General features: G+C 58.6%; 4 protein-coding genes and 2 pseudogenes. All 6 read left to right on the forward strand.

Going from position 1 to position 14,898, the window contains the following annotated elements:
• The first annotated feature begins 8 nt into the window (after window positions 1–8).
• The 6 genes and pseudogenes from A7D17_RS04515 to A7D17_RS04530 all read left to right on the forward strand — a co-directional run bounded on the left by A7D17_RS04515 (window position 9) and on the right by A7D17_RS04530 (window position 14,476).
• Complete coding sequence (locus A7D17_RS04515; RefSeq protein WP_161946525.1) at window positions 9–245, forward strand: hemagglutinin repeat-containing protein; 237 nt, start codon at window positions 9–11, stop codon at window positions 243–245.
• 21 nt (window positions 246–266) lie between these two features.
• Window positions 267–599 carry a hypothetical protein gene (locus A7D17_RS23925; RefSeq protein WP_153041893.1) on the forward strand — a complete coding sequence of 111 codons (333 nt, stop codon included), beginning with the start codon at window positions 267–269 and terminating at the stop codon, window positions 597–599.
• A gap of 75 nt (window positions 600–674) precedes the next feature.
• Window positions 675–4,730 (forward strand): annotated as a pseudogene (locus A7D17_RS04520) (hemagglutinin repeat-containing protein); the annotation flags it as partial.
• A gap of 1,983 nt (window positions 4,731–6,713) precedes the next feature.
• A pseudogene (locus tag A7D17_RS04525) lies at window positions 6,714–11,070 on the forward strand (hemagglutinin repeat-containing protein); the annotation flags it as partial.
• A gap of 1,018 nt (window positions 11,071–12,088) precedes the next feature.
• Window positions 12,089–12,316: a hypothetical protein gene (locus A7D17_RS23930; protein WP_153041894.1), complete on the forward strand. Its 228-nt coding sequence runs from the start codon at window positions 12,089–12,091 to the stop codon at window positions 12,314–12,316.
• Window positions 12,317–12,454: 138 nt separating this feature from the next.
• Window positions 12,455–14,476, forward strand: coding sequence for a hemagglutinin repeat-containing protein (locus A7D17_RS04530; protein ID WP_338063129.1), 2,022 nt, complete (start codon window positions 12,455–12,457; stop codon window positions 14,474–14,476).
• The last annotated feature ends 422 nt before the right edge of the window (window positions 14,477–14,898 follow it).

Raw genomic sequence — 14,898 nt, forward strand, 5'->3', positions numbered from 1 at the left:
TAAAACCCTTGCCAATTCAGATGGCGCAGTCTATTGGCTCGACCGATGGCAATCTCGTCATCAGCGCGGGCAACCAGCTGACCATTGCCGCCTCCGACATCGGTGCCGGCAAGGACCTGACCCTGGCCGCCAAGGACATCGCCCTGCTGGCGCGACAGGACACGGTCGATCACCAGTCGAGCAAGTCGAGCGGGTTCTCGGTGGGCGTGACTTACTACCCGGGTGCGTCAACGAACAAAAGATGATGGAAATAAAAAATAAACGGAATGGCACGAGACTCTTTTGGCTTGTCTCTTTCTGAACTTTTTAGATCTATTGAAGGACAATACCCTGAACTTAATTTTTATAAGCGCAAAGAGATATTCTTCGCGGCTATAGAAAAACTCCTCGAGCAGGGAAAAATAAAGTTCATCGCTCCAGGAGCTGACTGCTACGTTTATCCAATGAACCCCAGTCCTGAGCTTTCAATTGAGAACACTGAAGCACATTGGAATGAAAGCACCGATAACATAATAAAATATCTCAAAGAAAGATGGCCAAAAGATGCCGTTGACGATAATGATGAAGAGCTAAATATGTATTTCTACGAGGTCCCTTGAGTGATCTGGATTGATGAGTTCGGAAACTACTTTTCTTCGTGACAAGGGGCTCGTCAAGCAAGCTGTGCCACCTGTATTCTCAAACAAATGGGCTATTCCGCCGACACGCTGCAAAAGCGCCTGGGCGATGGCTTTTACGAGCAAAAACTGGTGCGCGAACAGATCGGCCAGCTCACCGGCCGGCGTTTTCTCGAGGGCTACAAGAGCGACGAAGCGCAGTACCAGGCGCTGTTGGATGCCGGCGCCACCATCGGCAAGGCCTGGAATCTACGTCCGGGCGTGGCGCTGACCGACGCGCAAATGGCCCAGCTCACCAGCGACATCGTCTGGCTGGTGGAGCAGACCGTCACCCTGCCCGATGGCACCACCACCACCGCGCTGGTGCCGCAGGTCTATCTGCGTCTGCGTCCCGGCGATCTTGACGCTGGCGGCGCACTGTTGGCCGGCGCCAATGTCGATGTCACCCTGGCCGGTGGCCTGAAGAACACCGGCACCATCGCCGGCCGCCAGCTGGTGTCCATCGACGCCGGCCGCATCGAACACCTGGGCGGCAGCATCAGCGGCAACCAGGTGGGGCTGCGCTCGGCCAGCGACATCCGCATCGCAGGCGCTAGCGTCACCGCCGTCGACGCGCTGAGCGTGCAGGCCGTCGGCGACATCACCGTTGCCTCCACCGTGGAAACACTCAGCGGCGGCGGCTACCACCAGTACAGCACCACCCAGCTCGAGCGCGTGGCCGGCCTGTATGTCACCGGCACCAACGGCAACGGCGTGTTGTCGGTGGTGGCTGGCGGGGACGTCAACCTGCAGGCCGCGCAGATTCGCAACGCCGGCACCGACGGCGTCACCCAACTGGTAGCAGGCAACAACCTCAACCTCACCACGCAGACGCTCTCCAACACCACCGACACCACCGCCAACGGCCGTAACTTCCAGCGCAGCAGCGAGACCACCCACCTCGGCACCACCGTGCAGGGCGCGGGCAGCGTGGTGCTGGCGGCAGGCAACGATCTCACTCTGACCGCCGCGCAGGTCGGCGCCGGCAAGATCCTGGCTCTGCAGGCCGGGCGCGACATCAACAGCGTCGCGGCCGTGGACAGCAGCTCGCGCGATCGCAGCACGGTCACCAAGAGCAACTCGCTGGCCACCGCGAGCTACGACGAAAGCGTGCGCGGCACCCAGCTCGGCGCCGGCAACGACATCGTGATGCAGGCCGGCCGCGACCTCACCCTGGCCTCCACCGCAGCGGCCAGCCAGAGCGGCGGTATTGCCCTGGCCGCCGGCAACGACATCAAGTTGCTGGCTACGCAGGAGCAGCATGATGCCGTGGTGGATAAGGAAACGCGCAAGAAGAGCACCTTCTCCAACGAAAAAACCACCACCCACGACGAGTGGCACGACAGTCTTGCGGTGGGCTCATCGCTCAGCGGCACGTCCGTCAACATGGTCGCCGGCAACGACCTTGCCATGGTGGGTTCGACAGTGCTCGCGCAGGACAACGTGCGTCTGGCGGCAGGCAACAATGTCACCATCGAGTCGGCGCAGGACACCAGCAGCGAAGCGCACAGCGTTCGCCAGAAGAACTCCGGTTTGACCGGCAGTTCTGGTGGTGGCGTGGCAAGCGTCGGCTATTCGAAGTCCAGCAGCGACAGCCAGCAGTCCACACGCTCGGTCACCCAGGTTGCCTCATCCGTTGGCTCAACCGATGGCAATCTTGTCATCAGCGCGGGCAACCAACTGACCATTGCCGCCTCGGACATCGGTGCCGGCAAGGACCTGACGCTGGCAGCCAAGGACATCGCCTTGCTGGCACGCCAGGACACGGTCGATCACCAGGCCAGCCAGTCGAGCAAGTCCAGCGGGTTCTCGGTGGGGGTGACGTACGACCCGGGTGCGTCGTACCGCAGCGCACGCGATTCCACCACCAAGAACATGGTCGACACCGGCTCGACCATGAGCAAGATGAGCCGCGATGCCGAAGGCGCAGCCGCCGGCACCATGGCCGCGATCACCCCGGTGGTGATCCAGGCCAGCAGTCATCGCTCCAACGCCTCGCAAAACGAAAGCACCAGCAACGCACGCGTCAGCCAACTGGCCGCCGGTGGCAACCTCACGTTGCTGGCCAGCGATGGCTCGATCACCAGCCAGGGCACGCAAATGTCCGCGGAGGGCAATGCGTTGCTGCTCGCCAGCAAGGACATCGTGTTCGATGTCGCGCACAACACCCAGTCCAGTGGTAACGCTAGTAATGGCAAGGGCTGGGGTTTCAACAATGCGGCAGGCTTGCCGTACGGCAACTACAACCAGCAGGGCACTGGCAATGGCCAGACCGACACCATCACCGGCACCCAGTTGTCGGTGGGCGGCAATGCCAGCCTGACCACCACGCAGGGCGATATCTCCCTGACCGCAAGCAATGTTGCGGCGCAAGGCAATGTCAGCATGCGTGCCGCAGGCGACCTGACCATCCAAAGTGGCCAGGACATCCTGGGCAATACCAATCAGTCCACCAGCAAGGGCATCGGCACGGTGGTCATCTCCGACACCGAGCGCTTTGCCGGCTACAACAAGAAGAATCACTTCGACGACAACGCCCAGGTCGCGCAGGTGGCCAGCAACGTCGGCAGCCTGGGCGGCAATGTCAGCCTGACCGCAGGTGGCACGTACACGCAGTCGGCCAGCAACGTGGTCGCGGCCAAGGACGTGGACATCACCGCGGCCTCGATCCAGCTGCTGACCGCCAATACAAGCAGCTCCGCCTCACAGCAGGACGACGACCTCAAAATTGGCGCCTTCGCGCGTATCAAATCCCCGCTGATCGATCTGATCAACAACGTGGACGATGCGCGCAAGTCCGATGGACGCTTGGGTGCGATGCAGGGCATGGCGGCAGCGGCGAATGCGTACGAGACAGCGAAAGCGGTTCAGAGCGGTTCATTGCTCAGCGTGGAAGCCGGCGTGGGCTTCGCCACCAACGAGAGCAGTTTCAACAGCAGCAGCCAGATCTCGCAGGGCTCCACCATCACCGGTGGTGGCAATGTGCGCCTGAAGACCACCGAAGGCGACCTGCACATCGTGCAGGGCAACCTCAAGGCCGGCGACACGCTGAGCCTGGATTCGGCACGCGATCTGGTGTTGGAAGCGGGCAACTCCAGCAACACCGAGCAGAGCAAGGGCAGCAACGCCGGCTTTGAGGTCGGCGTCGGCGCATCGGTCGGCGCGCAGACCGGCGTGTATGCATATGTCCAAGCCAGTGCCGGTAGCCACAAGTCGAACGTGGATGGCAGCACCTGGCAGAACACGCAACTGGCCGGCCAGAACATCGTGCTCAAGTCGGAGGGCGACACCACCTTGCGTGGTGCAGTGGTCAAGGGTGATCGGATCGACGTGGAGGCCGTGGGTGACCTCACCATCGAATCGCTGCAGGACAAACTTGATATCCAGTCCAAGGAAAGCAGCGTTGGTGGACGTGTGCAGATCTCTGCCGGTACCGCCTGGAACGTTAGTGGCAATGCCAGTGCTGCGAAGGCCGATGGCAACCATTTAGGCGTTGTCGAGCAGTCGGGCCTGTTTGCGGGCAATGGCGGTTACCACGTTACTGCCGGCAACGTAAACCTGATCGGCGGTGCCATTGCCAGCACGAATGCAGCTGCCAGCGAGCTGACGGCCGACTCGCTGACGTTTACCGATCTGAAAAACCGGATGGACTACAGCGCATCGTCCGGCAGCATCAGCGGTGGCTTTGGCAGTACCGGCACCCAGAAAACCGACGACAGCGGCAACCCGGTCCAGCAGAGCACTGGCGAACAGTCCCGCGACATCGGCAACAACATCGCCAACGGCAACTACGGCAAAGCCAATACCGGCAGCTTCACGCCGGGCGTGCCGATGAGCGAAAGCGGCAGCGACACGAGCTATACCCGCGCCACCTTGACCGAGGGCAACATCAAGATCGGCGGCAAGACCACTACAGCTACAGCACTCGGCATCAACACTGATGCAACTGCAGCGCATGAAGCGGTAGCCACGTTGCCGGATGTCCGGAAGATCCTGGGCGAGCAACAGGCGATGGCGGCTGCCATTGGGACCGTGGTGCAGACTGGCGTTAGTATTCGCAATGACATCAACGCATCCATTGACGAGGCCCAAAGACAGAAGAAAGAAGCAAAAGCTATTCTTGAGGATCCAGTACGGAGCGCATCATTGAGCCCCGAGCAAAAGGTTCAGCTAGCGATGATTGCTGTTGAAGCAGACAAAGAGACTGCGCGCCTTCAGAAAGTCGGAGTGCTTGTCAGCTCAATAACAGGTGGCCTTTCCGCGGCATCGGGAAGTACAGGCCAGATCTTAGCTGGCACCTTGGCGCCAGTTGCCTCGTACCAGATTGGTCAGTATTTCAAAGAGAACGCTACTCGTAATGACGTGGACGGTGGAAACCGCGGTGAGGAAGGGGGTGCTAGTCACCTCCTAGCACACTCAGTGCTCGGTGCAGCTATAGCTTCTGCTGGCGGAGGGAGTGAGCTGATTGGAGCGATAACTGCCGCCGGTGCGGAAGCTGCAGCTCCGGCCTTGGCCCAATTCCTTTACGGGAAGAAGAGCCAGGATCTGAATTCCGAAGAAAAGTCCACCATCAGTGCAGTTATCGGCTTGGGAGGAGCAGTTCTCGGATCATTTGAGGATGGTCTGGAGGGTGCTATAAATAGCAGTTCGATTGCAAAAAATTCCGTTGAAAATAATTGGGGTAAGATTGGGCATTACTCAACTATGTCTACTGTACTTTACCTTGCGGGATTTTCAGAAACCGACGCTAAGGGGGTCGGCCTAGCGGCATGGGCCCCAGATACAGACAGCAGAAATGCGATGGGTTTAGTTAGTTTTGTTAAAGGGATCTTAGGCTTCGGTCCACAGCACGACTCCCATCTTTTAGATGGAAATGAGGATCCAAAAGAAGTAATAGAAATTCAGGAGAAGCTGACAGGTGAAGTAGCGAAAATATTTATGCTGATAAAATCAAACGAAGGAAATCCTGATGCCAAGGCTAAGATCCTGTCAGACCCTCATGTTCAACAAGTTTTGCATGCGTTCGGGGACTCTTTTGCGCATGTGGATGCTAGTGGTAGGCACTTCATCGGCGGTTTTGGGCATGCTAGTAAAGGCACCTCGCCGGATAATCCTGACGAAAACCCGTCAGGATACTCAAAGTATGTAGCCGCAATATATAAAGCCGCTTCGGGAGCCTCCGGAAGTCCAAGAATAAGCGAAAATTATGTTCCGCTTTTGGCTAAAGAAATTTCGTCCTTGAAAAGCCCAGACAACCAATTGGCGGCACTGAGGACCTGGCTAAATGACGGATATCAGGTCAACTCGCGATCTTTGGTAGACACCGTGGGCGAATGCGGTGCTCTTGTCTCTTGTGATGCCTTGCCCGTGGGCAGTGTGGTTAATCCGAAGATAAAAGAGCTTTACAGGTTTAACAATGAGGTCTATGCTCCATATGTGAGGCCAGACATTAATCCAATACTCGAGCCCAAGAAAACGAGGCCTTTGTTAATTGGGAATGGTGGAAGGTGATGCTAAAGGCGCGTTTAAACGAGGTTTCTTTTGTAAACATAATTCTTTTGTTTATTGCCGCGACCCCCATATCCGTAGGGTTTCCTTTTTTAGCGTTCGGGTTGCTTTTCAAGGGTGAAGATAGATGGGCTGTTTTTATTTTTTCTACTGCTTTGGCGGTCGCGGGCTGTTGCACTTTGATGCTTTCAATACTTTTTAGGGTTTTGAAACGCAGCGAAATTTCTAAGCTAGAGCTATCCGCATCTCTTTGGTTTTTGGCTATGTCCTACATCATGTTTCTGATATCTTTCCATCTAACTTAGATCATCTGGAAATTAAGGTGGGGCGCTATGGAAATTATTATTTTCTTTACATATTTCTTTTGCATCTTACGACTGAGGCTTGAATTAAGCGTGCCTCGCTGGATGCTTTTTTTGCTTTTCATGTTTCTCATCCCGCTAACGGGATTAGCTTGGGTTGCGACAATAAAATTAACCATGCATAACGTTGGCATATAAAATTTCAATATTTTTAATTGAAAATTAAAGTTGCCAATATTCCGTAAACTTAGCCGGTGCCAACGTCGATACCACCCTGGCCGGTGGCCTGAAGAACACCGGCACCATTGCCGGCCGCCAGCTGGTGTCCATCGACGCCGGCCGCATCGAGCACCTGGGCGGCAGCATCAGCGGCAACCAGGTGGGGCTGCGCTCGGCCAGCGACATCCGTATCGAAGGCGCCAGCGTCAGTGCAGTGGATGCGCTGAGCGTGCAGGCAGTCGGCGACATCACCGTTGCCTCCACCGTGGAAACACTCAGCGGCGGCGGCTACCACCAGTACAGCACCACCCAGCTCGAACGTGTGGCCGGCCTGTATGTCACCGGCACCAACGGCAACGGCGTGTTGTCGGTGGTGGCTGGCGGGGACGTCAACCTGCAGGCCGCGCAGATTCGCAACGCCGGCACCGACGGCGTCACCCAGCTGGTGGCAGGCAACAACCTCAACCTCAGTACGCAAACGCTCTCGCACACGACCGACACCACCGCCAACGACCGCAACTTCCAGCGCAGCAGCGAGACCACCCACCTCGGCACCACCGTGCAGGGCGCGGGCAGCGTGGTGCTGGCAGCCGGCAACGACCTCACTCTGACCGCCGCGCAGGTCGGCGCGGGCAAGACCCTGGCCCTGCAGGCCGGGCGCGACATCAACAGCCAGGTTGCAGTGGACAGCAGCTCGCACGACCGCAGCACGGTCACCAAGAGCAACTCGCTGGCCACCGCGAGCTACGACGAAAGCGTGCGCGGCACCCAGCTCGGCGCCGGCGGCGACATCGTGATGCAGGCCGGCCGCGATCTCACCCTGGCCTCCACCGCAGCGGCCAGCCAGAGCGGCGGTATTGCCCTGGCGGCCGGCAACGACATCAAGTTGCTGGCTACGCAGGAGCAGCATGATGCCGTGGTGGATAAGGAAACGCGCAAGAAGAGCACCTTCTCCAACGAAAAAACCACCACCCACGACGAGTGGCACGACAGTCTTGCGGTGGGCTCATCGCTCAGCGGCAAGTCCGTCAACATGGTGGCCGGCAACGACCTGGCCGTGGTGGGTTCGACGGTGCTTGGGCAGGACAACGTGCGTCTGGCGGCAGGCAACAATGTCACCATCGAGTCGGCGCAGGACACCAGCAGCGAAGCGCACAGCGTTCGCCAGAAGAAGTCCGGCCTGACCGGCAGCTCTGGTGGTGGCGTGGCCAGCGTCGGCTACTCGAAGTCCAGCAGTGACAGCCAGGAGTCCACACGCTCGGTCACCCAGGTTGCCTCCTCCGTTGGCTCGACCGATGGCAATCTCGTCATCAGCGCGGGCAACCAACTCACCATCGCCGCCTCCGACATCGGTGCCGGCAAGGATCTGACGCTGGCGGCCAAGGACATCGCCCTGCTGGCACGCCAGGACACGGTCGATCACCAGGCCAGCCAGTCGAGCAAGTCCAGCGGGTTCTCGGTGGGGGTGACGTACGACCCGGGTGCGTCGTACCGCAGCGCACGCGATTCGACCACCAAGAACATGGTCGACACCGGCTCGACCATGAGCAAGATCAGCCGCGACGCCGAGGGCGCAGCCGCCGGCACCATGGCCGCGATCACCCCGGTGGTGATCCAGGCCAGCAGCCACCGCTCCAACGCCTCGCAGAACGAAAGCACCAGCAACGCACGCGTCAGCCAATTGGCCTCTGGTGGCAACCTCACCTTGCTGGCCAGCGATGGCTCGATCACCAGCCAGGGCACGCAAATGTCCGCGGAGGGCAATGCGTTGCTGCTCGCCAGCAAGGACATCGTGTTCGATGTCGCGCACAACACCCAGTCCAGTGGCAATGCCAGCACCGGCAAGGGCTGGGGTTTCAACAATGCGGCAGGTTTGCCGTATGGCAACTACAACCAGCAAGGCACCGGCAGCGGGCAGACCGACACCATCACCGGCACCCAGTTGTCGGTCGGCGGCAACGCCAGCCTGACCACCACGCAGGGCGACATCGCACTGAGTGCGAGCAACATCGCGGCCCAAGGCAATGTCAGCATGCGCGCGGCCGGCGACCTGACCATCCAGAGCGGGCAGGACCTGCTCGGCAATGCCAACCAGTCCACCAGCAAGGGCATCGGCACGGTGGTCATCTCCGACACCGAGCGTTTTGCCGGCTACAACAAGAAGAACCATACCGACGACAACGCCCAGGTCGCGCAGGTGGCCAGCAACGTCGGCAGCCTGGGCGGCAATGTCAGCCTGACCGCAGGTGGCACGTACACGCAGTCGGCCAGCAACGTGGTCGCGGCCAAGGACGTGGACATCACCGCGGCCTCGATCCAGCTGCTGACCGCCAACCAGAGCAGCTCGGCCTCGCAGCAGGACGACGACCTGAAGATCGGCGCGTTCGCACGTATCAAGTCTCCGCTGATCGATCTGATCAACAATGTGGACGATGCGCGTAAGTCCGATGGGCGGCTCAGTACCATGCAGAACATGGCCGCTGCGGCCAACGCCTATCAAAGCGTCAAGGCCGCCAAGAGCGGCACGATCCTGAGCATCGAGGCCGGTGTCGGCTTTGCCACCAGCGAAAGCAGCTTCAATAGCAATAGTCAGACATCGCTTGGCTCGACCATCACCGGTGGCGGCAACGTCAGCCTGAAAACCACCGAAGGCGACCTGCATATCGTGCAGGGCAACCTCAAAGCCGGCGACACGCTGAGCCTGGATTCGGCGCGGGACCTGGTGTTGGAAGCCGGCCAATCCGTTGGCTCCGAGCAAAGCAAGGGCAGCAATGCCGGCTTCGAAGTCGGGGTCGGTGCGCAGATCGGTGCGCAAACCGGTGTGTCCGCCTATGTGCAGGCCAGCGCCGGTAGCCACAACTCGAACGCGCAAAGCACGACCTGGGAAAACACCCAGTTAGCGGGCAAGAACGTCGTGCTGACCTCCAAGGGCGACACGACGCTGCGCGGTGCCGTGGTTACGGCGGATCGGATCGACGCGAATGTCGGCGGAGATTTGACGATCGAGTCGCTGCAAGACGTCTCTCAGATTCAATCCAAGGAAAGCAGCGTTGGTGGTCGCGTGCAGGTGTCGTTCGGCACCGCCTGGGATGCCAGCGGGTACGCAAGCGGCGCCAAAGCCAATGGCAACTATCTGGGGGTGGTCGAACAGTCGGGCCTGTTCGCAGGCAATGGTGGATACCACGTCACCGCCGGCAACGTGAACCTGATCGGTGGCGCGATCACGAGCACCAACGCCAGCAACAGCGAGTTGACGGCCGATGCGTTGACGTTCACTGATCTGAAGAATCGGATGGACTACAGCACCGTGTCGGCTGCGATCAGCGGTGGTATCGGCAGTACGGGCGAAGGCGCGACCGATGCCGACGGCAATCCCACCCAGCCGAGCGCGGGCGATCAGTTCAGGAACATCGGCCACAACATCGTCAACGGTAACTACGGCGAGGCGAACTACAGCAGCTTCAATCCCGGCATTCCGGTCATGCAGAGCGGCAGCGACACCAGCTACACCCGCGCCACGTTGACCGAAGGCACCATCAAGATCGGCGGCAAGACCACCACGGCAGCGGCTCTGGGTATCAACACCGATGCCAGCGCCGCCCACGAAGCGGTAGCGGCGCTGCCGGACGTGCGCAAGATCCTGGGCGAGCAGCAGGCGCTGGCCGCCGCAACCGGGACCGTGATGACTACCGCCAAGCAGATTGGCGATGACATTGCGGCCAGTGCGAATAGGAAGGTCAATGAGGCAGAGGCACAGTACAAAGGAAGCTTGAGTCCCGAAGAGGCAGACCGATTCGCGGGCTTGAGCACTGCAGACAAACAGCGGGAAATGCTGCAGAACAGTCCCGACTACAGCGCGGCCTACACATCTCAACAACAATGGGGCATCGGCGGCGACTACAGCCGTGCACTGCAAGCGGTGACAACGGTCGTGGTGGGCGGCGTGTCAGGCCAAGGCGGCGGCCAGGTCGCCACCAATGCATTGGCACCGTATGCCGCGCAGCTGATCGGCAGGACGTTCGACCAAAACCACGGCAGCGATCCAAATGCTGCAATGCAAGTGCTGTCGCATGCGGTGCTAGGCGCGGTGCTGGCACAAGTCAACGGAACCTCCATGGCAGGCGGTGCGCTGGCAGGGGCCAGTGGCGAACTGGCTGCGCAATACTTGACGCAAACGCTCTACGGCGACGATCCGCGTGCCATCGACCCGGTAACGGGGAAGTTCAATCCGAACCTGCTACCGGAACAGGACAAGCAGATGCTGGCGGCCCTGTCGCAAGCGGTTGGGGCTATCGCTGGTGGCTTAGCTGGCGGCAAATTGGCTGATGCGGCTATTGGTGCAAATATTGCAAATAATGCTGTGGCAAACAATTGGCTATCACGCGAAGAAATTAATGCGGCAGATGTGCTGCGCAACGCGTGCGATAAAGCCGGAGGAAACGTCCAGGCATGTAAAGACGGAATTACAAGAGAAGTAGATGCGATCGATATGGCAAGAGAAAAGGAATGGATCGCTTATCAAAGCTCGGTGGCTCAGGAAATGGGTCAAGACTACATGGCAGGCGCTGGCTGGACCCGCGAGGAATATAAGGCTGAGCAATTGAGCAGGCAGAACACCTACTGGACAGGGACGGGAATTACCGAAGATCAAGCGATCTTTTCCGGATACGCGCCTGCCCAGGAGCTGGGTTACTTGGCTCGTAGCATAGGTAGCAGCGCTGTTGATTTTGCGGCATTCTTTGCGCGACCCGGCATTGATGTGACTGCAGATTTGGCAAAAAGTGCCTGGAACGGCCTGTTAAACGCAGGCGGCGCTTTGAGAAATTATTCGCAAGCTCCTCTACCCGGATTGTACTTGCAGTACGGAATCAGTGAGTCATTGACAATGACGACGGAAGAGCGGGCTCAGCTACTTGTAGCCACTGCCGCAAGCTTGGCTTCTGAAGTTGCGCTATTGAAAGTAACTCGTTTGCCTGATGTGGCGCCTGAAAAAATCAAACCAGTTAAACCTAATCAAGTAGTTCCGGATAATTTACTTCCGGATAGCATAAAAGACGATGGGCTTATTAAGCATTCGGTGAAAGGATTAGACAAAAAATACGTCGAAGAATTATTGGAAGAAGCGAAAGCGCCCGACAGAAATGGGCTAAGTGTAGCTGGACGTGCACTCCAGAAGCATGGCGGCCGCGAGGGAAGTGCCTTCCCAGCTGCCAAGGGAAGTCCCGCGGCAATTAATAATGCTGGACAAAAATTGGTTGAAGAAATTCTGTCAAATGCAGATAGCGTGGCTACCCCAAGACACCATGCGCGCTTTGGGGATATTATCGATGTAAGGGCACCTGATGGGCGAGGGGTCAGAATCGATTCAAGTAGGAAAATTATTGGACTATTGGAGCCTAATCAATGAATATCACTATAGAGATAGCTAGCGTCCCTGATCGTGATGGTTTGGTTGTAGAACTATGGCGCAACAATTATTTGCTGGGAGAAGTTTCTAAGCGTGAAGATCGGGAAGAGTGCGTATTAGAGATTTATCCCGCAATAAATGGCGAAAAAATAATGTTCGATCTGGACATTTTTATTTCCGCACTGGATAAAGCAAAAAAAATCTTAAATAAAATGAATAATTGATATTTTAATGTTGCACTGGTGATTATGAAATGCGTTGGAAGGCGGCAAACATAGTCCGAACATAAAACTTAATGTAAGAACGGGGTCAGGTGTAGTTAATAAGTCAATCTGACCCTGTGTTCAGCCGAAGGCAATGCCTTGTTGCTCGCCAGCAAGGACATCGTGTTCGATGTCGCGCACAACACCCAGTCCAGTGGCAATGCCAGCACCGGCAAGGGCTGGGGTTTCAACAATGCCGCAGGTTTGCCGTATGGCAACTACAACCAGCAGGGCACTGGCAATGGCCAGACCGACACCATCACCGGCACCCAGTTGTCGGTGGGCGGCAATGCCAGCCTGACCACCACGCAGGGCGATATCTCCCTGACCGCAAGCAATGTTGCGGCGCAAGGCAATGTCAGCATGCGTGCCGCAGGCGACCTGACCATCCAGAGCGGCCAAGACATCCTGGGCAATACCAATCAGTCCACCAGCAAGGGCATCGGCACGGTGGTCATCTCCGACACCGAGCGCTTTGCCGGCTACAACAAGAAGAATCACTTCGACGACAACGCCCAGGTCGCGCAGGTGGCCAGCAACGTCGGCAGCCTGGGCGGCAATGTCAGCCTGACCGCAGGTGGCACGTACACGCAGTCGGCCAGCAACGTGGTCGCGGCCAAGGACGTGGACATCACCGCGGCCTCGATCCAGCTGCTGACCGCCAACCAGAGCAGCTCCGCCTCGCAGAAAGACGACGACCTGAAGATCGGCGCCTTCGCGCGCATCAAATCCCCGCTGATCGATCTGATCAACAACGTGGACGATGCACGTAAGTCCGATGGGCGCTTGGGTGCGATGCAGGGCATGGCGGCAGCGGCGAATGCGTATCAATCGGCTAGTGCGATCAGCAGCATGGCCGGCGGCGCGGGTAGCGGTTCTTTACTCAGTGTCGAAGCGGGCGTGGGCTTCGCCACCAACGAGAGCAGCTTTAACAGCAGCAGCCAGATCTCGCAGGGCTCCACCATCACCGGTGGCGGCAATGTGCGCCTGAAGACCACCGAAGGCGACCTGCGTATCGTGCAGGGCAACCTCAAGGCGGGTGACACGCTGAGCCTGGACTCGGCACGCGACCTGGTGCTGGAAGCGGGCAGCTCCAGCAACACCGAGCAAAGCAAGGGCAGCAATGCCGGCTTCGAGGTCGGCGTCGGCGCCTCGGTCGGCGCGCAGACCGGCGTGTATGCATATGTCCAAGCCAGTGCCGGTAGCCACAAGTCGAACGTGGATGGCAGCACCTGGCAGAACACGCAGCTGGCCGGGCAGAACATCGTGCTCAAATCCGAGGGTGATACCACCTTGCGCGGCGCGGTAGTCAAAGGCGACCGCATCGATGTGCAAGCCGGTGGCGACCTGACCATCGAATCGCTGCAAGACAAGCTGGACATCCAATCCAAGGAAAGCAGCGTTGGTGGACGCATACAGATCTCGGCTGGTACTGCGTGGGATGCCAGCGGGTACGCAAGCGGCGCCAAGGCCAATGGCAACTACCTCGGTGTCGTTGAGCAGTCGGGCCTGTTTGCGGGCAATGGCGGGTACCACGTCACCGCCGGCAACGTAAACCTGATCGGCGGCGCCATCGCCAGCACCAACGCCAACAACAGCGAGCTGACCGCCGACTCGCTGACGTTTACCGATCTGAAAAATCGGATGGACTACAGCGCCTCATCCGGCAGCATCAGCGGTGGATTCGGCAGTACCGGCAACCAAACCGATGCCAACGGCAACCCGATCGAGCGGACCGCTGGTGAGCAGTCCACAGACATCGGCAACAACATCGCCAACGGCAACTACGGCAAGGCCAATACGGGCAGCTTCATGCCGGGCGTGCCGATGAGTGAAAGCGGCAGCGACACGAGCTATACCCGCGCCACACTGACCGAAGGCAACATCAAGATCGGCGGCAAGACCACTACGGCTACAGCACTCGGCATCAACACTGATGCAACTGCAGCGCATGAAGCGGTAGCCACGTTGCCGGATGTCCGGAAGATCCTGGGCGAGCAACAGGCGATGGCGGCTGCCATTGGGACCGTAGTGCAGACTGGCGTTAGTATTCGCAATGACATCAACGCATCCATTGACGAGGCCCAAAGACAGAAGAAAAGAAGCAAAAGCTATTCTTGAGGATCCAGTACGGAGCGCATCATTGAGCCCCGAGCAAAAGGTTCAGCTAGCGATGATTGCTGTTGAAGCAGACAAAGAGACTGCGCGCCTTCAGAAAGTCGGAGTGCTTGTCAGCTCAATAACAGGTGGCCTTTCCGCGGCATCGGGAAGTACAGGCCAAATCTTAGCTGGCACCTTGGCGCCAGTTGCCTCGTACCAGATTGGTCAGTATTTCAAAGAGAACGCTACTCGTAATGACGTGGATGGTGGAAACCGCGGTGAGGAAGGGGGTGCTAGTCACCTCCTAGCACACTCAGGAAGGTCTGAACAACTCCATCTGATACTGCCACAATGGATCAACGAACCGAGCGGACGATCTCGATGCAGCTGAGCTTTGGCGACGCGGAGTACAACGGCAAGCGCAAGCAGACACGGCGCGAGGT

It is taken from the genome of Xanthomonas floridensis, assembly GCF_001642575.1.
In the GTDB taxonomy this organism is placed as follows: Bacteria; Pseudomonadota; Gammaproteobacteria; order Xanthomonadales; family Xanthomonadaceae; genus Xanthomonas; species Xanthomonas floridensis.